This is a genomic window from Candidatus Latescibacterota bacterium (assembly GCA_020633725.1).
In the GTDB taxonomy this organism is placed as follows: domain Bacteria; phylum Krumholzibacteriota; class Krumholzibacteriia; order JACNKJ01; family JACNKJ01; genus VGXI01.
In genome coordinates this window covers 308,751-329,223 of the sequence record JACKDC010000004.1, presented here as the reverse complement: position 1 = coordinate 329,223, position 20,473 = coordinate 308,751, and the positions used below count along the sequence as shown (strand labels likewise).

The following is a 20,473-nucleotide window of genomic DNA, read 5'->3' as shown; positions in this document are numbered from 1 at the left end:
AGCTGGTGGCCGTCGCGGCGGGCGACGCGCCGCTGCCCGCGCGCGCCGTCGTGCTCACCTTCGACGACGGCGACCGCAGCGTCTACACCCAGGCCTGGCCGCTCCTGCGCGAGTACGGCTTCAAGGGTGTGCTCTTCATCGTCGACGGCTGGATCGACGGCATCGATCCCCCCGAGGAACTTGACCTGATGAGCTGGGACGAGATCCGCGAGCTCGCAGCCAGCGGCGACTTCGAGGTGCAGAGCCACACGCACGCCATGCACTACAAGACCTGGCACGAAGACGCCTACTACGCCGTGGCCGAGGTCATGGACTGGCTGGATCGTCCCGACGCGCTCGACGCGGTGGTCACCGACCTGCGCGAGAGCCGCGAGAACCTGGAGGCCAAGCTGGGTGAAGCGCCGCGCTACCTGGCCTGGCCCTACGGCAGCGCGACGGCCCGCACGGACTCGCTCGCGCGCGAGGCCGGCTTCACGGGCAGCTTCGGGCTGCGCTTCGGACGCGTGTCGCCGGAGGACGTCTCGCCCATGAGCCTGCCGCGCTACGCCATCACGGCGCGCACCAGCCCCACGCTCTTCGCCGATCTGCTGCGGGGCGAGTAGCTTCCGCAATCTCCACGCCACGTTCATGCAAGCTTGATTTGCCTGAGTGACGGGGTCTCGGGGCAAGATGCGGCACGTCTCCACGCGCATCCGCGCGAACACCACACGTGCTCACGACCCCGAGAAGGAGAAAGCGAATGACCGCAGTCCGCCTGACGCGCACACCGCTGCTCGTGACGGGCCTCCTGTCCCTGCTCCTGGCAGCGACGACGGACGCCCTCCACGCGCGGCCCAGCCTCGACATCGAACTCACCCCTGTCGGCGAGTACCGGACAGGCATCTTCGACGATGGGGCAGCGGAGATCTCCGCCTTCTGCCCCTTGACGAAGCGTCTGTTCGTGGTCAACGGGTCGACCAACGCGGTCGACGTCCTGGACTTCGCCGACCCCTCGCAGCCCGCCTACCTATTCAGCCTCGACCTGTCGCCCTACGGCGACGGACCCACGCACGTCGACGTCAGCCTTGGCCGCGTGGCGGTTTCGGTGGAGTCGGGCCAGGCGCCGGGCAAGGTAGCCTTCTTCCGCACTGTCGGCGACTGCGACTTCGTGATCGCCGTCGAGGTGGGCGCGCTGCCCGACATGGTCGTCTTCAGCCCCAACGGCCGCTGGATGCTCACGGCCAACGAGGCCGAGCCCAGCGACGACTACGGCGTCGACCCCGCCGGCTCGGTGAGCGTGATCGATCTGCGCAGCGGCCTGGCCCACGCGACGGTCGCCACGGCGGACTTCACCGCCTTCGACGGCCACGAGGACGAACTCCGCGCCCAGGGCATCCGCATCTTCGGCCCCGGCGCCAGCGCGTCCCAGGACCTCGAGCCCGAGTACATCGCCGTCTCGCACAACAGCCGCACGGCCTGGGTGGTCATGCAGGAGGCCAACGCGATCGCCGAGGTCGACATCCACGACGCCAGGGTGACGGACATCTGGGCCCTCGGCAGCAAGGACCATTCGCTGCCCGGCAACGGCCTCGATCCCAGCAACCGCGACAGCGGCATCGAGATCGCGAACTGGCCGGTGCACGGCTTCTACCTGCCCGACGGTCTGGCCGCCTTCCGCAGCCGGGGCCACAGCTATCTGGTCACGGGCAACGAGGGTGACAGCCGCGACTACGGCGGCTACAGCGAGGAAGCACGCGTGGCGGACGTGGTCCTCGACCCGACGGCCTTCCCCAACGCCGCCGCGCTGCAGGACAACGCCGCCCTGGGCCGGCTCAAGATCACCACGGCCAACGGCGACGACGATGGCGACGGCGACTTCGACCGCCTCTTCAGCTACGGCGCGCGCTCCTTCAGCATCTGGAGCACCGACGGCGAGCAGGTCTTCGACAGCGGCGACGACTTCGAGCAGATCACCGCGACCCTTCAGCCCGCGGACTTCAACTCGGACAACACCGAGAACGACTCCTTCGACAGCCGCAGCGACGACAAGGGCCCCGAGCCCGAGGGCGTGGCCATCGGCGAGATCCGCGGCCGCAGCTACGCCTTCATCGGTCTCGAGCGGATGGGCGGCGTGTTCGTCTACGACATCACCCGCCCGGCGGAAGCGGAGTTCGTGAGCTACGTCACCACGCGAATCTTCAGCGGCGACCCCGAGGCGGACACGGCGGGCGATCTCGGCCCCGAAGGGCTGCGCTTCATCCCCGCCTGGCAGAGCCCGACGCACGAGCCGCTGCTCGTCTGCGCGAACGAGGTGAGCGGGAGCGTGAACGTCTACGCGATCTCGGTGGACGATCACCACGGCGGTCATCACGGCGGCCATCACGGCGACGACCACCTGGCGAACCGTCCCGGCGGCGTCAGCCTGGGGCAGAACAGCCCGAACCCGTTCAACCCGAAGACCACGATCCACTACTCGCTGCCCGACGCGGGCCGCGTGCAGCTGGCGGTCTTCGACGTGCAGGGCCGGCGCATCGCCCAGCTGGTGGACGACGTGCAGTCCTCCGGCGAGCACAGCGTCGACTTCGACGGCCGCGGCCTGGCCAGCGGCGTCTACTACTACCGGCTCAGCACCGAGCAGGGCTCGACCACGCGTCGCATGACCCTGCTGAAGTAGGGATTCCGGCCATCCGTGTGAGGAAGGGGAGCCGCGGGGCTCCCCTTCTTCGTTGCGCGTCTAGGGCGTGCCCAGCGTGATCACGTCGAGCAGCACTGCGGTGTCGTAGGTGCTGTCGCGCACGTCGAGCACCTCGAAGCGGATCGTCACCGTGCTGCCCGCGTAGGGCGCCACGTTGACGGCGCTCATGCGCCAGCCGGTGCTGTAGACGCCCGCGTCGTCCTCGCTGGGATACTGGTCGAAGGCGATGCCGGCGGGCGTGACGGCGTCGCAGAGATCGGCGATGCGGCGGTGGAAGAGCCGGTGGGGAATGCCGTTGGCGTCGGTGAGCCAGAGGTTGAACTCGTCCTGGTTGACGCTGTCGCACCACTCCAGGAACTCCTCCGAGAAGAGGTTCCAGTCGAAGCGCAGGCTGTCCACCGCCTCGGGCAGGCAGAGCGTCTGCGCGATGGACCCCTCGTCCACCGTGAAGCCGAGTCCCGTGGAGATGATCGCCATGTAACGGCCCACGGCGGCCGCGTCGCCCAGGCGGGCGATGACGCGCCCGTCGCCCTCCACCGTCCAGCCGGCCAGCTGCCCGCTGTCGAAGTCGCCGTTGCTCAGGCCGGGCCCGAAGTAGAGCTGAGGGTTGCCGTCGAGCGTGAACTGCGCGTTCGCGTGGCCCGGATCCACCTGCGGCGCGACGGCCGCGTGCGCGTCGCCGGCCGTGAGCCCCTCCTCCACCACGCCGCGCCAGAAGGCGCGCGTCACGTCCACGGCGTAGTCCAGGCCCACCGTGTCGTCGAAGCCGCAGACGGCGCCCGCGCCGGCGTCGAGCAGCATCTGCCCGAACCCGCCCGCGAGGCCATGGCAGGCGGCCACGTAGACGAGGCTGTTGGGAAAGCTCGTGTTGCGCGTGGCGATCCAGTCGACGGAGGCGGCGAAGCGCCACACGCCGTCGGCCTTGAGCAGGCCGAGCCCCGGCGTGCCGCCGCGCAGGTCCCAGTAGTTCGCGATGAACGCGTCGAGCGTGACGACCTCGCCCGTGAGCAGGCAGTAGCGCTGACTCGGCAGCTGCGAGCCGTGGGTGAGGATGCAGACGGCGCCGTAGGCGTCCAGGTTGGCGAAGGCCTCCAGGTCGGCGGCCGCGCCGTAGCGCGTGTCCGGCGAGAAGGCGGGGCAGTCCGCGGCGGCGAAGACGTCGGTGACCTCGTCCGCGGGGTCGCCGCCCTGATCGACCAGCCAGGCGTGCACGGGGCTCAGCACCAGCGCCTGATTCGCGCCGGCGAGGTCGGGGTCGTCCGCGCGGGGCGCGAGGGGCCGTGGGACGGCCGCGACGCCGGACTCCGGGCTGGCGTTGGCGGGCTGACGGCCGCCCCCGCCGAGCACGGGGCCGTCGTCGAAGCGAGGCAGGTAGAGGCCGGCGCCGAGGCCGCCCGGGTAGGTCGCCCAGAGCGTGGTGCTGTCGGCCGAGATGCTGGCGGACGAGACTCCCGGCTGCGCGGACAGCCAGCTCGCGAGCTGCGCCTTGGCCACGTGGTCCGCGGTCCCGGCCTCGACGAGGCCCGTGTAATCGCTCTCGGCCTGGTCGAGCAGGGCGAGGATCGCGTCCAGGTCGGTCGCGTCGGGCTGCGTGGCCACAGGGATCTGCAGCAGCTCCGACCACAGGGTCGCGCGGCCACCGTTGACGCCCTCGGCCGAGGCCAGCACGCGCAGGCGCAGGGTCTGCGGCGTGTGGTGGATCACGTCGTAGAGGCGGCCCGTGTAGACGCCGTCGGCCTCGATCTCGTCGCCGTGGATGAGATCGCCGTCGTCGTAGAGCCCGCCGAGGTAGGCGAGGCTGTCGCCCCCGGCGGTCACCGTGTAGAGGCGGAGCTCGGTGAGCGTCCAGTCGTCGAGCAGCTCCGGCTGCACCCGGAAGGTGAGCGTGGTGCTCTGGTCGACGAAGAGGCCCAGCGGCGTGACCTCGGGGCCCGCCCCGAAGCTGATGGGGTCGACCGGCGGGATGACCGGCGCGGACGGCGTGCCGCCCTTGTCGCAGCCCTGCGCCGCGAGCAGCAGTCCCGCGAGGAGTCCCAGACGCTGTCTCCAGAGTCGCGCCGGCTGGCGCATGCCGCTCTCCCCCCTTCGCCACCGCCGGACTGGGATGGCGAAAGGGAGTCTATCGGCTTCCCGGCGTGGACGTAAACCTCGAACCCGCCGCAAGCGCAGAATCCGGACCAAGCGGTCCTACTCGCCCCCGGGGGCGGCTACTTCAGCAGCAGCAGCTTCAGCTTGCGGCTTTCTCCAGCGACCTGCAAGTCCGCGAAGTAGACACCGCTGGGCAGGGCGTGGCCGTGGTCGTTCTCCGCCTGCCATTGCAGCCGCGTCTCGCCGGCCGGGAGCGACACCCCGTCGAGGATCGAGACCACGCGGCGCCCCGCCACGTCCAGCACGCGCAGGGTGACGCTGCCTGCCGCGGGCAGATTCAGGCGCAGCGTGGTCGCGGGATTGAAGGGATTGGGATGTGCCTGCAAGGTGAGCGCCGCAGACGTCGCGGGCGCAGCATCGGTGGGCTCGCAGCTGCCGAGTGCCCCCATGAGCACGCCGCAGCTGTTGTTCCCGGGCAGGCAGGGGGACTCTCCGAGGAGGTGCAGGTCGGGCAGAGCGAGGTCGCAGTAGGCCGGCCAGGCGCTGATGTTGCCGTTCAGCCCGGTCTGGTCCGCCAGCTCGCCGCCGTAGTTGCCCGGCGTGTTGCCGAACACGTTGCTGCACGAGACCCCCGGCAGACTCACCGCATCCTCGGCGTGGATCCCGCCAGCCCCCCCGCTCGCGACGTTCAGCGTCGCCAGCACGCCGTCGAGTTGCACGAGGCTGCCGCTGCCGGCATGGAGGGCACCGCCAGCTCCCTCGGCCCTGTTCTGGTGGAGGGTCACCTGTTCCAGGAGGGCAACCGCGCCGTCAGCAAAGGCCAAAGCGCCGCCGGCATCCGCGGACACGTTGCCGACGCACACGACGCGGCGTAGCGTGGGCGCGCTGGACTGGAGACAGCAGATGGCCCCCCCTGCGCCCGCAAGAGTTTCGTTGTTCTCGAGCCAGGCGTCCTCGAGCGTGAAGCTCGATCCTCCTCCGAAGATCGCACCACCCTCGGCGCTGAGGGAACGGCAGGACTCGAGTACCAGATCCTGCAAGCGTGGGGACGAGTCGATCATGCAGAGTGCGCCGCCGCGGCCATTGCCAGGGTACGCGCCGTTGACTCGGCCGTTGCGGAGGGTGAAGCCGCGCAGAGTCTCGTCGTCACCTGCGTCAACCATACGCACAAAGCGGCCGTCGTTCTCGAGGTCGATGATCGTCTGGGCCGCGCCGGCCTCGGAGATCAACACGAGGTCGAGGTCACCCCACTCGAGGTTGCGGAAGCCCGGACCGGCATAGGTGCCGGGCGCCACCAGGATCGTATCGCCGGGTGCGTAGGCCGCGAACGCGGCCGCCAGCGTGAGGTAGTCCCCGGGAACATGCAACACGCCACGGCCGGTGCCGAGATAGTCCTGCCCGAGAAAGTCGACCTGTGCATCGACGTAGTCTCGCGACGGCGGATCGAAGGCGAGGCCCTCACGCTCCGGCGTGAGCGTGCCGCTCCAGCCTTGGTCCACCACGAGGGAGTAGCTGCCGTCGACTGCCGTCAGGCAGTCTTCGGGGCCACCGAGGAGCGAAACATTGGCGAGCGGTACGCCGGTGGCGGATGACACGGCGCCGCTGATCGTGAAGTGATCGTAGGCCTGGTAGTCCTGATCGGCGTGATCGTCGCCGAGATTGTTGTATGTGCGCGACGCGGGTGTGAACCCAAGGTCCTCGCGCATCGGAGTGACAGTGCCCGACCAATGAACTGGCGCCGAGAAGCTGTAGGTTCCGTCCGCGGCGGTTTGCGCCGGCTCGTAGGCGCCCAGGAGCTCGACGAGTTCAACCGGCGCGCCGAAGAAGTCGACGACACGGCCGGAGACCTGCAACCAGAGGATGTCGCAGCCCACGTCGTGCCGGCCGATGGTCACGCCGCAGCCGTTGTTGGCCGCAGCGCATGGCGAGTCATCATCCAGGCCGAGGGGCTGATCTGGGTTGAACACGTCGGTGCAGAAGAGCGGGTCCTCGCTGAGGTTGCCATTGATGCCCGTCTGGTCTTCCAACAAGCCAGCGTAGTTGCCATCGAGGTTGCCGAAGACGTCGGAGCAGGCGACCGTGACTGTCCCGCCCGCGAGATGGATCCCCTCGCCATCGCAGTCGGACACGATCGTGGTCTCGATGGCGCAGCTGCCCGACGCGAGATGGATCGCTCCGTTCACGTTCGAACCACCGTCTATCGAGACACGTTCGATGGATGCGACAGACCAACCGTAGATGGCGGCGCCGGAACGGCCGCTACAGCCCCTGAACTCGCAGTCGGCGACCCCACTGCTCTCGCCGAGGAGATAGAGGGCCCCTCCCCGGCCGGCTCCCGATTGAGCCGGGTCGAAAGCCGCCCCGCACGTGTCGAAAGTGCATCCGCTGACCGTGGTCACCGCATAGGTGTAGAGGGCCCCACCGTTGCCGCCGTACCAGTTGTTGTGGAAGTCCACGCTGCCGATCGCCCTGCACAGATGGAAACTGCAACCCTGTAGCGTGACCTGAGCGCTGACGTAGTCCGGGAGGTAGCCACAGATGGCCCCTCCATGCTCCGCGCGGCAGTCCTCGAAGGTGGTGCCGACACAGGTGAACGAGGAGTCATCCTCGAGGTAGACAGCGCCGCCGAATACCTGTTCGCAGCGCTGGATGACCGAGTCCTCCAGCCGAGGGGAGGCACCGTCCGTGCACCGGATCGCCCCGCCACCGGAAACGATGTCGCCGATGGGATCGGCCCCGCAATCCTCGATCAGCAGGCCGCGGAGGGTGGGCGAAGTTCCGCTGCACCTCACCGCGCTCGCATCCCAGGCGCGATAGCGGCGGATGACGAAGTTCTCGAGCACAGCCGCCGGGCCTTCGCCCGACCCGAAGTACACCGCGTTGCCCAGACTGTCCTGGCCATCGAGGATCGGACGCCAGACGCCGCCGTAACGTCCTCTGACGACGATCTGCCGGCCGCCGAACGAGAAGCTCACCTGGTTGTAGTTGCCGGGCGCGACCGAGATCGTGTCCCCATCCGTTGCGGCCGTGATGGCTGACTGGATCGAGGTGAAATCCTCGGGGACCCGCAGAACGGTGGCGTTCACGGAAAGCGCGCGACTCACCAGAGCCAGGGTCAGGCAGCAGAACGCGGCGCCAGTTCTCATCACGCACCTCCCAGGATCGCAAATCATTATACCAGCGCCGGCGGCCAGCGCCAAACGTCCCCTTGGCAAGCGCCCGCCGACATGCTTGCCTCCGGTCGTCCCCCACCCGGAGGAAGCCATGCGACGACTCCCGCTCCTGCTGACCGCGAGCTGCGCCCTCGCCGCCGCCTGCTCGAGCCCCGCCAGCGACTACCGCGCGGAACTGCTCTCCGACGCGCTCCACAAGCCGCTCTACCTGGTCCAGGCCCCGGGCGACAGCGTGCGCAGCTTCATCGTGGAGCAGAGCGGGCGGATCCGCGTCATGGTCGGCGACGCCCTGCGCGAGGCGCCCTTCCTCGACCTGAGCGGCGAGGTCTTCGACCCCGACGCCCGGGGCGGCGGCGAGCGCGGCCTGCTCGGCCTCGCCTTCCACCCGGGCTTCGCCGACAACCGGCGCTTCGTGGTGGACTACACCGACCGCCGCGGGACCACGCAGATCGTCGAGTTCCGGGCCGCGAGCCCGGGCGCCGCCGACCCGGCCAGCGCGCGGACGATCCTCAGCATCGAGCAGCCCAACACGAACCACAACGGCGGCATGGTGGAGTTCGGCCCCGACGGCTACCTCTACATCGGCATGGGCGACGGCGGCGGCGCCGGCGACCCCGGCAACCGGGCGCAGGACCTCGGCAGCCTGCTGGGCAAGATCCTGCGCCTGGACGTCGACAACCCGCCCCCGGGGGCGGCCTACGGCATCCCGCCGGACAACCCCTTCGTGGAGACCGCGGGCGCGCGGCCCGAGATCTGGGCGTATGGGCTGCGGAACCCCTGGCGCTTCAGCTTCGATCCGGCCACGGACGAGCTCTGGATCGCCGACGTGGGTCAAAAGGCCTGGGAGGAGATCGACCGCCAGCCCGCGGGCGCCGGCGGCCTCAACTACGGCTGGCGCCTGCGCGAGGGCGCCCACTGCTACGACCCGCCCGAGGATTGCGAGCGCCCGGGCCTGGTGGACCCCGTCCACGAGTACTCGCACCGGATGGGCTGCTCGATCACCGGTGGGCACGTCTACCGGGGCGCGGCGCTGCCGGAGCTGGCCGGGCACTACTTCTACTCCGACTGGTGCGCGGGGAAGGTGTGGGCCTTCGACCCCGTTTCGGGAGCTACTCTGGAGATTCTCAAGGACTTGGGGCCGGTGACGTCCTTCGGCCGCGACCACAGGGGGGAGCTCTACGTCATGGAGGGGGGCGGGAAGGTCTGGCGCATCGTTCGAGGGATCTGACCCCTGGCACGGGATTCGCGATCGGCTATCTTGGTGGAAGTAAGATTTTCCAGACAAGGAGGCCCGCGATGACTCGATTGACAGCGACGACGATCCTTGGACTGGCGCTCAGCCTGGGCGCCGTGAATGGCGTTCAGGCCTACGAAGCGACCCAGGTGCTGAACGGCCTGAACGCGGCCGTCTTCGCCACGGCGCCCGCAGGTGACGACCAGCGGCTCTTCATCGTCCAGCAGGGCGGCGTGATCCGCGTCATGGACATGGCGACGGAGACCCTGCTGCCCTCGCCCTTCCTCGACATCAGCGCCATCGTCAACTACGGCGGGGAGCAGGGCCTCCTGGGCCTGGCCTTCCATCCCGACTACGCGAGCAATGGCTACTTCTACGTCTACCACAGCGCGGACAACGCGGACTGCGATCTCAGCAACCGCTGCAGCTGGATCGCGCGCTACTCCGTGAGCGCGAACCCCGACGTGGCCGATCCCGGCAGCCGGATGGAGCTGCTGGAGGTCACCCAGCCCGCCTCGAACCACAACGGCGGCATGCTGGCCTTCGGGCCCGACGGCTACCTCTACGCCGGCCTCGGCGACGGCGGCGGCAGCGGCGACCCCAACGAGAACGGCCAGAACATCAACACGCCGCTGGGCTCGATCCTGCGCCTGGACGTGGACGGCGCCATGCCCTACACGGTTCCCGCCAGCAACCCCTTCGTGGGCACGGCCGGCCTCGACGAGATCTGGGCCTACGGCCTCCGCAACCCCTGGCGCTTCAGCTTCGACCGCGGCACCGGCGACCTCTGGATCGCCGACGTGGGCCAGGGCAACTGGGAGGAGATCGACCACCAGCTCGCCGGCGCGGCCGGCGGCGTGAACTACGGCTGGAACACCATGGAGGGGACGCACTGCTACGATCCCCCCAGCGGCTGCGACCAGACCGGCCTCACCCTGCCCGTCCACGAGTACAACCACTCCGGCGGCAACTGCTCGATCACGGGCGGCTATCTCTATCGCGGCAGCGTGCCCGAGCTGCAGGGCAAGTACCTCTTCGGCGACTACTGCACCGGCTTCGTCTGGGCATATGATCCCGACACCGACATCGCCCAGCGCATCCTCACGGATCAGAGCGTGGGCAACGTGCTCTCCTTCGGCGAGGACACGGCGGGCGAGGTCTACATCCTCACCGGCGGCTCGCTGTGGCGTCTCGACACCGGCGATCAGACCGGCGTCGACCTGCTGCCGAACGGCCTGCGCTTCGCCCCGGCGACGCCGAACCCGTTCACCGAGCGCAGCCGCGTCGCGCTGAGCCTCGACGCGCCGCGCGCGCGGCTGGACGTGGGCATCTACGCCGTCGACGGCCGCCGTCTGCGCACGCTGCGCGCCGGTCCCGCCGCGGCCGGCACGCTGGATCTGAGCTGGGACGGCCGCGACGACGCGGGCCGCAAGCTCCCGGCCGGCGTCTACCTGCTGCGCGCCGAGACGGAGAAGGAGACCAGCGGCCAGCGGCTCACGCTGATCCGCTAGGGCTGGGTGCGCTCCACCAGCTCCGTGCGGGCGCCGGTGCGCGCGTTCACCTCGAGCACGAGGCCGACGCCCGGCGCGTAGAACTTGTGTTCCGACACCCCTGCCTCGAGCGGCGAGTACTCTCGCGTCTCGAGGCAGTTTTCGTAGCTGCCGGCCGGCACGGTGACACTGCGGCCGAGGCCCACGACCTCTGCCATGTCCTCGGCCTCGCAGGCGTAGTACTCTTGGCGGTAGGCCACGCCGGGCTCCGGCTGGACGGCGTGCATCACGATGCCGGGCTGGGCGCCGTCGACGCCGGCCTCCCACGAGCCCTCGCGGCCCACCACGCGACCGTGGCGCAGCTCGCGGCTGTCCTCGCCGAAGTACCAGACGTTGCCGTCCACGTCCTGCGCGAACCAGTCGGCGGTGTCTTCTTCCACCTCCCCGTCCACGGTCACCACGTCGCGCACCACGACGCAGCGGACGCCCAGGATGGTTCGGGTCTCGTCGGTCACCGTGATCGTCACGACCTCACCGCCGCCGCGCAGCACGGTCGTCGTGCCCGGCACGAGGGGCCAGAGCGGGTTGTCCACCTGGTCCACGAAACGCGCGGGATCGATGACCGGCGCGTAGCTGGTGTCGGGCTTGCAGCGGGCGGCGGCCGTGTCGGCCAGGGCCAGCGCACCGAGCAGGGCGAGGATGAGGACGCTGCGCATGGCGCTCCTTTCGCGGGTCCGCGGAGTCTAGCGCCGGCGGGCCGGACTGGCCAGTGAAAAGCGTCCTTGACATTTTGTAAAGCACGCTGTACACTCCTGGCATGTCACCGGGCAAGGGCATCACGGTTCACCTCAAGCGCCACCGGCAGGCGGCGGAGCTCACGCAGCAGGAGCTCGCCGACCGGGTGGGCGTGACGCGGCAGACCATCATCAGCATCGAGCGGGGGCGCTATCGGCCCTCGATTGAACTGGCGCTCGAGCTGGCAAGGGTGTTCCGCCTGCCGGTGGAGTCGCTGTTCTCCCTCGAGGAAGGAGCGCCCAACGATGAGCACCTGGACTGATCGCTGGCGCCGGCCCACGCCGGCCACTCTCGTCGCCGGCGGCATGGTCGTGCTGGGCTTCGCGCTGATGCAGGTCCACTCCGCCTTCCTCCTGCTCGCCGCGCTCGGGACCTTCGGCCCCGGCCTGCTGCGCGAGCTGGGCTGGCTGCGGGACCAGGACGAGTTCCAGCGCCGCGCCGCCCACCGCGCCGGCTACCACGCCTTCCTGGCGACGGGCTTCCTCGTCTTCCTGCTGGTGATCGCCTTCCGCACTCCGGAGGTCACAGAGACCCACTACGACGCCCTGGTGAACGGCATCCTCTCGCTGCTCTGGTTCACCTGGTTCCTCAGCTGGCTGCTGGCCTACTGGGGGCCGCGGCGCGGCGCGCAGACCCTGCTCATCGCCTTCGGCGTGGTGTGGCTGATCTTCAACGTCGTCGGCAACCTGGACAGCGCGATGGCCCTGCTCATGCAGTCCCTGCTGGCGCTGCCCTTCTTCGCGCTGGCCTGGCTCGCGCGGCGCTGGCCCCGCCTCGCGGGCGCGCTGCTGGTGGGCGTGGCCGTCTGGCTGGGCTGGTTCTTCGACATGGGCGCGTTGCTCGGTCCCGATCCGCTGACCAAGGGACGTCTCACGGTGCTGGTGCTCTTCATCGGGCCACTCCTCGCCGGCGGCCTGGCGCTCCTGACGGGACGGGAGGTGTCCGATGAGTCGTGATCCACGCTTGCTGGCCGGCCTGCCGCGATCGGCGTGGGTGGGCTTCGCGCTGCTCGTGCTGGCCGCGGCGGTGGCGGTGACGCGAACCCTCCTCCAGCCGGCGCTCGAGCGTCCCCTGTACCACCTTGCCGGCGCGCTGATCCTGGCGGGCCTCTTCGGCCCGGGGCTCTTGCGCGAGCTAGGGCTCCTGCGCGATCAGGACGAGTTCCAGCGCCAGGTGGCGCAGCGCGCCGGCTGGCGCGCCTTTCTCGCCGGGGGTGTTGTGCTCCTGGTCCTCGCGCACTTCATGCCCTGGCCCCAGCCACCGGCCTTCGGCCGCGAGCTGCCGAAGCTCCCGCTGAACGCCGCGCTGCTGGTGATGCTGCTCACCTACGTCTGCAGCACGCTCCAGGACTACTGGGGCGCGCGGCGCGGCGCCGCCTCGATTCTCCTGGCCCTGGCGGCGCTCTTCGCGCTGGGCGCGATCCTCGACGAAGCCCCCGACTGGCTCGGCGTGCTCGTCGACCTGCGCTTCAGCGCGGGCCTGCTGCTTGCCCTGCTGGTGGGAAGGCGCTATCCTCAGGTGGCAGGCGCACTGCTCCTGGTGCTCGCCCTGCTGACCCTGCTGAATCTCCGCACGGCGGAGCCCTCGCTCCGCCTCTCCTGGGGCGCACTCCTGCTCACGCCCCCGATCATCACCGGCGTAGCGCTGCTGCGCGAAGGAGGATCGGAATGAGAAGGGTCGCTGGCCTGCTCTTGGCACTGCTGATCGCGAACACCGCCGCCGCCACCGTGGCGCCTCGAAGCGACTACGACGGCCGATCCCGCCTCGTGCTCGGCGTGACCGTGAGCGGGCACGTCATGCTGAGCGCGGGCATCGAGCGCCTCGCCACGGAACACCTGTCGTTGCGCGCTGAGCTCCTCTGGGCCATCGCGGACGTCCCCGCCTTCGGCCTGCAAGCCGGCGGCAGCTACCGCTTCCGCATCGACGGCGCGTCGCAATCGGAGGACGCTCCCACCGGCCGCTGGGGACTCTTCAGCGTGGGCGCGCTCGGGCTCCTCGCCCGCGAGAACCCCGGCCACTGGCGCACGCTGACGCTCCCGCTCTTCTCACCCGGGCTGCGCTGGGGGCTCGGCGACTCGGGCGGCCTCGACGTCGAACTGCCGATCGCCTGGATGGCCGAGCAGCACAAGCCCATGCCCCTCGGCGTTCAGACCCGCTGGTGGGCGAACACTCCCCCACCGCATGCCCAGGGGCTGGTCGGATGGTAGTCGCCCGCTTCGACAAGGTGATCCTCTACGTCGAGGACATGGAGCGTATGGTCGCCTTCTACCGCGACGCGCTCGGCCTCACCCTCACCTATCCCACGGGCATCGCGGAGCTGGCCAGGGAAGTCTGGGTGACGCTCGACCTCGGCTGCGGTTGCGCGCTCGCCCTGCACGGCGGCGGCAGGCGGCGCTTCGGCGAGGACGCGCCGAGCCTGGTCTTCCGCTGCGACGACCTCGCCACCGCCGGCGCGGCGCTCAGCGCCGCCGGCGCGCGGCTGGCCGAGCCCTTCGAGGCGGCGCCGGGGACGCTCGTCGCCAAGGGCCGCGACCCCGAAGGCAACGCGTTCTCGCTGGAAGCGTCCGCCTAGACCCACAGGTCCAGCGGCGGAAAGACCTGCTCGAAGCCCAGCGCTTCGTAGCAGCGGCGCGCGGCGGGATTCTCCTCGAAGACCATGAGGAAACAGCGGTCGATGCCCTGCGCATGGAGCGCGGCGAGCACCCGGGTCACCGCGGCGCGCGCCAGGCCGCGCCGCCGGTGCGCCTCCAGCGTGTAGACCTGGTTCAGATAGCCCGCGCTGGAGCAGAGCGCGAGGGCCACCAGCGTGTCGCCGGCGTAGACGAGCTGCCCGCGCCCCTCGGGAAAGTCGCCGTTGAGATCGGCGCCGAAGGCCATGCAGCGCTCGCAGAGCCCGCGGTCCCAGGGACCGGCCGTGTAGCCGGGATCGGGGCAGGCGAGCATCAGGGCGACGCAGGCGTCCCAGTCGGACGGCGCGAAGTCGCGCAGGTGATAGCCCGCGGGCGGGGCGGCGGGCTGGACGTCGCCCAGCCGCGTGTGATCCATGCGCAGCATGCGCACGGCGTCTCCTCCTACTTCGCGCCGGTGGGGCCGCCGCGCTCCAGCAGATCCCAGAGCGCGGACACGGCCACGCGCAGGCCGATGGGCAGGGCGCGCTCGTCGGGGTCGAAGCCGGAGCTGTGCAGGCTGGGCGGATCGGTGGCGCCCGGCGGCGCGACGCCAAGGCGGAACTGGAAGCCCGGCACCTGCTGCCCGAAATAGCCGAAGTCCTCGCCGCCCATGCCCGGCGGATACTGCACCCAGGCCGCGTCGCCCAGCAGGCGACGCACCACGCCCCCCACGCGCTCCACCAGCGCCGGGTCGTTGTAGCCGGCCGCGGTGCCGAAGTAGTACTCGAGCACGGGCTCGGGCGCGCCGGCCGCGGCGGCGAGGCCGTCCACGGTGCGTTTCACCTTCTCGGCCAGGGCCTGGCGCGTGGCGTCGTCCTGGCTGCGGACGGTGGCCTCGATTACAACCTCGCTGGGAATGACGTTGCTCTTCGCGCCGCCGTCGATGCGGCCGACGGAGATCACGGCGTGGCTGTTCACGTCGATCTCGCGCGCGACGATGCTCTGAAAGGCCAGCACCATGCGCGCCGCGAGCGTCACCGGATCCACGCCACGGTGCGGATAGGCGCCGTGGCCGCCGTCGCCCTTCACCGTGAGGACGAAACCGTCGACGTTCGCCGTGGCCCAGCCCGGGCAGTAGCCGATGGCGCCCAGCGGCAGCGTGGGGTGATCGTGCAGGGCGAGGATGCAGTCGGGCTTGCGGCCGTCTGCGAAGACGCCGGCGTCGAGCAGCTGCGTCGCGCCCGCGCCGATCTCCTCGCCCGGTTCGAAGAGGAGCAGCAGGCTGCCCGGCATCTCCGCGCGCAGCGCGCTGAAGACCCGCGCCACGCCGAGCCCGATGGCCATGTGCAGATCGTGCCCGCAGGCGTGCATCACGCCGGCCGTGCGGCCGCCGCTCAGCGTGTCAACGCGCTCGCAGGCGAAGGGCAGGCCGGTGGCTTCGGTCAGCGGCAGGCCGTCCATGTCGGCGCGCCAGGCCACCAGCGGGCCCGGCTTCGCGCCGCGGATCAGGGCCACGAGGCCGGTGCCCCAGTCGCCGTCGACGAGTTCGAGGCCGGGGAGCGCCGCGAGCTGTTCGCGCAGGTAGGCCTGGGTCTCGACCTCGCGCAGGGACAGTTCGGCGTGGGCGTGCAGCCAGCGGCGGTCGGCGATGAGCTGGCTTTCCACCGCGTGGGTGCTTGCATCGAGGTCGGCGGCGGCGTGGGCTGGAAGCGGCAAGGCCAGGATGACGAGCAGCAGGGCGCGGCGAAACAATTGTGCTCCCTTCGGAGGGGACTCCCTTCGGCGCGCCCAGTCTAGCGCAGCCGGGGCCCGGCGGGAACCCCCTGCGGTGGCCGGCGTAGTCCTGGCGTCCCCCACCTGGAGGCCCCGATGAACAGCACGCCCTCCCGCCGCGTCCGCTGGCTTCGCGCCGGGCGCGAGTGGGTGCTGACCTTCCTCGTCATGGCCGCGATCCTGGGCTCGGTGCGCTCGGCCGTGGCCGACTGGAACGACGTCCCCAGCGGCTCCATGCGCCCCACCATCCTCGAAGGCGAGCGCATCGCCGTGAACCGCCTGGCCTACGACCTCAAGGTGCCCTTCACGCGCGTGCGCCTGGCCCGCTGGGCGGAGCCGGCGCGCGGGGACATCGTGATCCTGCAGTCGCCCACCGACGGCACGCGGCTGGTGAAGCGCGTCATCGGGCTGCCGGGCGACCTGCTGCAGCAGCGCGACGGGCATCTGTCCATCAACGGCGCGGCGGTGGAGTACAGCCCGATCGAGGGGAGCTTCTGGCGCGAGGACCTGCCCGGCCATCCGCACACCGTGCGGCGCGACGACCGTCGGCCCTTCCTGCGCGAGTTCGGCCCCGTGCGGGTGCCCGAGGGCCACTACTTCGTGATGGGCGACAACCGCGACAACAGCGCCGACTCGCGCGTCTTCGGCGTCGTGGAGCGCGACGCGATCATGGGCCAGGTGAAGGCCGTGGTGGGATCGCTCGATCCCGAGCGCCACTACCTGCCGCGCTGGAACCGCTGGTTCACGGGGTTGGAGTAGCGCGTGAACTTGCGAGCGGCTCGCTCAATGGAGCACGACGAACCTCCGCGCCGCGCTGGCGTCGCCGGTACGCACCTGGAGCAGATAGACTCCCGCGGGGAGCTCCGAGGTGTCCACCTGCAGCGGATGCCGCCCAGCGGCCAGAGATCGGCCACGAAAGACCTCGCGCAGGACGCGCCCCTGCATGTCGATTAGACTCGCCGCGTAGCTTCCATCCCGATCGAGGTCCAGTTCGAACGCGACGCGTGCGGTTGCCGGCTGGGGCGACGGCGCCGAGAGCCTGAGGCCACCCGGAATCGCAAGGGGTAGCGCGGCGAGGGGATCCTGGCAGTCGCCGCCGCCTGTGGTTGTTCGCAGCAGGAGACCGCCCTCGCCGGCCACGAGGTATTCCATCGTGCTGACGGCCTCCACTGCGTTGAATCGCGCCGTAGTCATCGACGAGAGACGGCACCAGGTCTCACCTCGATCAACGGACTTCAAGATCACGCCCTCGTCGCCGACCGCGACCATCACGTTGAAGTCGTTCTTGCTGACGCTGATCGCGCGTAGAGTGGCCTCCGTAGCGCTCATACGCGGCGACCAGCTCGCTCCACCATCCGCGCTGCGCAGGATCGTCCCCCCCTGTCCAACGACGAAGAGGAGGTTCAGGTTCTCGGCGATGGCAAGCAGGTCGGCGGTCGTGCCGCTGACCCGCGGGATCCACTGTGTCGCACCGCTCTCGAGCTTGAGGATCAGCCCGTCGTCTCCCACCGCCCAGGCGGGGCCCGTCGTGACACCGGTCGCACCATGCAGAGCCGCCTGCGTGCCGCTGCTCTCGGGCGTCCAGGTTTGGCCGTAGTCGGTGCCATGGTAGATCGCCCCCTGGCTACCGACTGCCAGAGCCTCACCAACGACGCGCGTGTGAAGGACGAAGTCCTGTGCATCGGGAATGTCCCGCTGCGCCCATACTCCATTGTCAAGATACCGCACGACCCCACCGCCGGCGCCGACCCAGACTTGACTGACGGCAGGTTCGACGACCGAGAACAGATCCGCGCTCGTGCCGACGTCGACGAGAGTCCAGACGGTGTGGTCAGCGTTGGAGCGAGCAACGAGTCCCGCGCGCCCGGTCAGCCAATGCTCAGGGGACGTTGTCTGCTGAATGGCGAGAATGTCCCCCACGGATCCCAGTGGTACCGGCGTCCAGTCTTGGGCGAAAGCGGCGGCGGCCATGAGAAGGACGAGGAGCACTGGCAGTGAGGGGGAGCAGAGCTTCATGATGAGAGGCTCCTGGTGGCGGGGTAGCGGGTCCTGGTCGCTGTTGTGGCCGGCAGAAGCCTAGCACGGCGCGGGGACGTCAAAGGAGAAAACCTATAGCCGCTATCTGGATCCGGGATCGGGTCGATCGAGTCGTCTGGCTACGTCCTGGCCTCACACGCCCACAAAGCGCGCGAGCGCGACCGAGAGCTCCGCGGGATCGTCGACGGTGAGATCCGGCGTGGACTCCGGCCCCCGCGGCTCCTGAGCGATGTGCGAGCCATGGCGCAGGCGCACGGTGGCGAGGCCGAGCGCACGCGCCGGCGCGACGTCGTTGTCGATGCGGTCCCCCACCATGATCGCGCGCGCGGGGTTGCCCGCCGCCGCGAGAAGCGCCTCGAAGAAGCGCGGATCGGGCTTGGCCAGGTCCAGCGTCTCGGAGACCTCCTTCACCGCGAAGTGGCGCAAGAGACCCAGCGTCTCCAGGCGCGCGAGCGCCCGCGGCGAGTTGTTGCTGGCGAGGACGAGTGTGTGGCCTCCCTCGGCGAGTGACTCCAGCAGCGGCGCGGTGGAGGGAAAGGGTGTGGTGAAGGCGGCGTAGTCGTCGTCGCTGAGGGCGTCCCAGCGGGCGCGGACCTCGCGCGTCACGGCCGCCGCCTCGACGGGGTCGCGCGCCAGGCCGTGGATCACCGCGCGCCAGGCGCTGGGCGCCCAGTCGGCCACGGCCTGGGCCTGGGCCGCCGCGATCACCCCCTCGCTCACGGCCTGCCCGCGCGCGGCGAGCACGCGTCCGATGTTGGTCAGCGTGAAGGCGTCGCCGTCGTCGTCGCTCCAGAGCACGTTGCCGATGTCGAGGAGGATCGTGGCCATGCCCCAGCCTAGCAGGCGCGGGCGCGGCGCGAAACCCCTGGCGGGCCGCGACTTGCGGCCGTCTTGACACCGGCCCCGGGTTTTTGCTTACTATGCCCTCGATGTCACTGCGTGTGCGTAAGTGACTGAAACATGCCGCCGTAGCTCAGTTGGCTAGAGTGCCTGGTTGTGGCCCAGGAGGTCATGGGTTCAAGTCCCGTCGGCGGTACCTCGTGGCGAGCGCCACGCTGACCACAGTGAACTAGGATTCCCGTCATGGCTGCGCCCGAACGTCCCACACCGCGCCTGCCCCGTGGGTTTCGCGACGTCTTCGGCGACGCCCTGGTGCAGCGCCAGCGGATGATCGAGCGCATCGTCGCGGTCTATCGCCGCTACGGGTTCACCGCGCTCGAGACGCCCATCGTCGAGTACCTCGAGACGCTGGGCAAGTATCTCCCCGACACGGATCGTCCCGAAGGCGGCGTCTTCGCCTTCCGCGACGAGCGCGACGAGTGGCTGGCCCTGCGCTACGACCTCACCGCGCCGCTGTCGCGGGTCATGGCGCAGTACCCCGACCTGCCGCTGCCCTTCCGCCGCTACCAGGTGGGTTCCGTCTTTCGCGACGAGAAGCCCGGCCCGGGCCGCTTCTGCGAGTTCATCCAGTGCGACTTCGACACGGTGGGCACGGCCTCCATGCTTGCCGACGCCGAGGTCTGCAGCGTGCTGGGCGACGTGATGGAGGCCCTCGGCTTCCAGCCCGGCGACTACCGCATCCGCGTGAACAACCGCAAGGTGCTGAACGGCGTGCTGGAGAAGGCGGGGCTGAACGTCGCGGACTCCCGCGAGGACGTGGCCGGCCCCTGGCTCACCGTGCTGCGCGCCATCGACAAGCTCGACCGCGTGGGCCTTGACGGCGTCGCCCAGCTCCTCGGCAAGGGCCGCATGGACGAGTCCGGCGACTTCACCAAGGGCGCCGCGCTGGCCACGGGCCAGATCGACACGATCCTCGGCTACCTGCAGCTCGTCGGTCAGGAGCGCGGCGCGCTCGTGACCGCGCTGGGCGCGCTCACCGCGGGCTCCAAGGTGGGCGAGGAGGGCGTGGCCGAACTCGCCGAGATCGACCGCCTGCTCACGGCCGCGGGCGCGGGCGACGAGCGCATCACCTTCGACCCCACGGTCGTGCGCGGCCTGGCCTACTACACGGGCCCTGTTTACGAGGCCGAACTCACCTTCGAGGTGAAGGACGAGAAGGGCGAGGTCACCCGCTTCGGCAGCGTGGCCGGCGGCGGGCGCTACGACGACCTCGTCGACCGCTTCCTCGGCAAGGTCGTGCCGGCCACGGGCGCGTCCATGGGCGTGGACCGCCTGCTCGCCGCGCTCGAACTCGCGCGTCCCGAGGCGGGCGGCGGCCCCGACTCCGTGCTCGTCGTCGTGATGGACCCGAACTTCATGGCCGAGTACATGGGCCTCGCCGCCGAGCTGCGCGCCGCGGGCGTCGCCGCCGAGCTCTACATGGGCGAAGGCCGCGTGGGCGCCCAGCTGCGCTACGCGGACCGGCGCGGCCTGCCCGCCGTGGTGATCTGCGGCGAGAACGAGTTCGCGTCGAACGAGGTGTCGGTGAAGGACCTCGCCGTGGGCCGCAAGCTCGCGCAGGGCATGAGCGACCGCAAGCAGTGGCAGGAAGAACGCCCCGCGCAGGTGACGATCCCGCGCGGCGAGCTGGTGGCCACCGTGCGGCGGATCATCGACGGCGAATAGCGTCCGGCGATTCCGGTGTCCGCCCCCGAGGCCGA

Annotated in this window: 18 protein-coding genes and 1 tRNA gene; 12 read left to right on the top strand and 7 right to left on the bottom strand. The window is 70.3% G+C overall.

What is annotated here, in order from left to right:
• Both H6693_11125 and H6693_11120 read left to right on the top strand, forming a co-directional pair.
• On the top strand, positions 1-602 hold a 602-nt coding region (locus tag H6693_11125), incomplete at its 5' end, for a polysaccharide deacetylase family protein (protein ID MCB9516735.1).
• A 137-nt stretch (positions 603-739) separates the two neighbouring features.
• The gene (locus tag H6693_11120) at positions 740-2,653 is read left to right on the top strand and encodes a T9SS type A sorting domain-containing protein (GenBank protein ID MCB9516734.1); all 1,914 of its coding nucleotides are present in this window, start codon (positions 740-742) and stop codon (positions 2,651-2,653) included.
• 60 nt (positions 2,654-2,713) lie between these two features.
• Here the strand turns inward: H6693_11120 and H6693_11115 are convergent, their stop codons facing one another.
• Both H6693_11115 and H6693_11110 read right to left on the bottom strand, forming a co-directional pair.
• Positions 2,714-4,744: a hypothetical protein gene (locus H6693_11115; GenBank protein ID MCB9516733.1), complete on the bottom strand. Its 2,031-nt coding sequence runs from the start codon at positions 4,742-4,744 to the stop codon at positions 2,714-2,716.
• Between the two features lie 137 nt (positions 4,745-4,881).
• Entirely contained in the window at positions 4,882-7,908 is a 3,027-nt protein-coding gene (locus tag H6693_11110) for a hypothetical protein (GenBank protein MCB9516732.1), read from the bottom strand.
• A 118-nt stretch (positions 7,909-8,026) separates the two neighbouring features.
• Between H6693_11110 and H6693_11105 the strand changes: the two genes are divergently transcribed.
• Together H6693_11105 and H6693_11100 are read left to right on the top strand one after the other, a co-directional pair.
• A complete protein-coding gene (locus H6693_11105; protein ID MCB9516731.1) occupies positions 8,027-9,163 on the top strand; it encodes a PQQ-dependent sugar dehydrogenase in 1,137 nt (378 codons plus the stop codon).
• Positions 9,164-9,231: 68 nt separating this feature from the next.
• Complete coding sequence (locus H6693_11100) at positions 9,232-10,680, top strand: PQQ-dependent sugar dehydrogenase (GenBank protein MCB9516730.1); 1,449 nt, start codon at positions 9,232-9,234, stop codon at positions 10,678-10,680.
• On the opposite strand, the gene H6693_11095 is transcribed toward H6693_11100, so the two are convergent.
• Complete coding sequence (locus H6693_11095) at positions 10,677-11,375, bottom strand: hypothetical protein (protein MCB9516729.1); 699 nt, start codon at positions 11,373-11,375, stop codon at positions 10,677-10,679. The two genes, H6693_11100 and H6693_11095, sit on opposite strands and share 4 nt — an antisense overlap.
• Positions 11,376-11,476: 101 nt before the next feature.
• On the opposite strand from H6693_11095, the gene H6693_11090 reads away from it, so the two are divergent.
• From H6693_11090 to H6693_11070, 5 genes are read left to right on the top strand one after another with little or no spacing between them, the layout of a single operon-like run.
• Entirely contained in the window at positions 11,477-11,716 is a 240-nt protein-coding gene (locus H6693_11090) for a helix-turn-helix transcriptional regulator (GenBank protein MCB9516728.1), read from the top strand.
• On the top strand, positions 11,700-12,410 hold the full coding sequence (locus tag H6693_11085; GenBank protein MCB9516727.1) for a hypothetical protein: 711 nt from the start codon (positions 11,700-11,702) through the stop codon (positions 12,408-12,410). Before H6693_11090 ends, H6693_11085 begins: the two co-directional genes overlap by 17 nt.
• The gene (locus H6693_11080; GenBank protein ID MCB9516726.1) at positions 12,400-13,125 is read left to right on the top strand and encodes a hypothetical protein; all 726 of its coding nucleotides are present in this window, start codon (positions 12,400-12,402) and stop codon (positions 13,123-13,125) included. The genes H6693_11085 and H6693_11080 overlap by 11 nt, the downstream gene beginning before the upstream one ends.
• Positions 13,122-13,661, top strand: a complete 540-nt coding sequence (locus H6693_11075) for a hypothetical protein (protein MCB9516725.1) — start codon at positions 13,122-13,124, stop codon at positions 13,659-13,661. The genes H6693_11080 and H6693_11075 overlap by 4 nt, the downstream gene beginning before the upstream one ends.
• On the top strand, positions 13,655-14,026 hold the full coding sequence (locus tag H6693_11070; GenBank protein ID MCB9516724.1) for a VOC family protein: 372 nt from the start codon (positions 13,655-13,657) through the stop codon (positions 14,024-14,026). The genes H6693_11075 and H6693_11070 overlap by 7 nt, the downstream gene beginning before the upstream one ends.
• Here the strand turns inward: H6693_11070 and H6693_11065 are convergent.
• Positions 14,023-14,514 (bottom strand): GNAT family N-acetyltransferase, encoded by a 492-nt coding sequence (locus H6693_11065; GenBank protein ID MCB9516723.1) that lies wholly within the window; start codon positions 14,512-14,514, stop codon positions 14,023-14,025. The genes H6693_11070 and H6693_11065 overlap by 4 nt on opposite strands.
• A gap of 11 nt (positions 14,515-14,525) precedes the next feature.
• Entirely contained in the window at positions 14,526-15,815 is a 1,290-nt protein-coding gene (locus tag H6693_11060) for an amidohydrolase (protein MCB9516722.1), read from the bottom strand.
• A 117-nt stretch (positions 15,816-15,932) separates the two neighbouring features.
• On the opposite strand from H6693_11060, the gene lepB reads away from it, so the two are divergent.
• Entirely contained in the window at positions 15,933-16,595 is a 663-nt protein-coding gene (lepB, locus tag H6693_11055; protein ID MCB9516721.1) for a signal peptidase I, read from the top strand.
• A gap of 24 nt (positions 16,596-16,619) precedes the next feature.
• On the opposite strand, the gene H6693_11050 is transcribed toward lepB, so the two are convergent.
• Together H6693_11050 and H6693_11045 are read right to left on the bottom strand one after the other, a co-directional pair.
• The gene (locus H6693_11050; protein ID MCB9516720.1) at positions 16,620-17,852 is read right to left on the bottom strand and encodes a T9SS type A sorting domain-containing protein; all 1,233 of its coding nucleotides are present in this window, start codon (positions 17,850-17,852) and stop codon (positions 16,620-16,622) included.
• A 153-nt stretch (positions 17,853-18,005) separates the two neighbouring features.
• On the bottom strand, positions 18,006-18,701 hold the full coding sequence (locus H6693_11045) for an HAD family hydrolase (protein ID MCB9516719.1): 696 nt from the start codon (positions 18,699-18,701) through the stop codon (positions 18,006-18,008).
• Between the two features lie 134 nt (positions 18,702-18,835).
• On the opposite strand from H6693_11045, the gene H6693_11040 reads away from it, so the two are divergent.
• Positions 18,836-18,909: transfer RNA gene (locus H6693_11040), tRNA-His, on the top strand.
• Between the two features lie 47 nt (positions 18,910-18,956).
• Positions 18,957-20,438 (top strand): histidine--tRNA ligase, encoded by a 1,482-nt coding sequence (locus H6693_11035; protein MCB9516718.1) that lies wholly within the window; start codon positions 18,957-18,959, stop codon positions 20,436-20,438.
• The last annotated feature ends 35 nt before the right edge of the window (positions 20,439-20,473 follow it).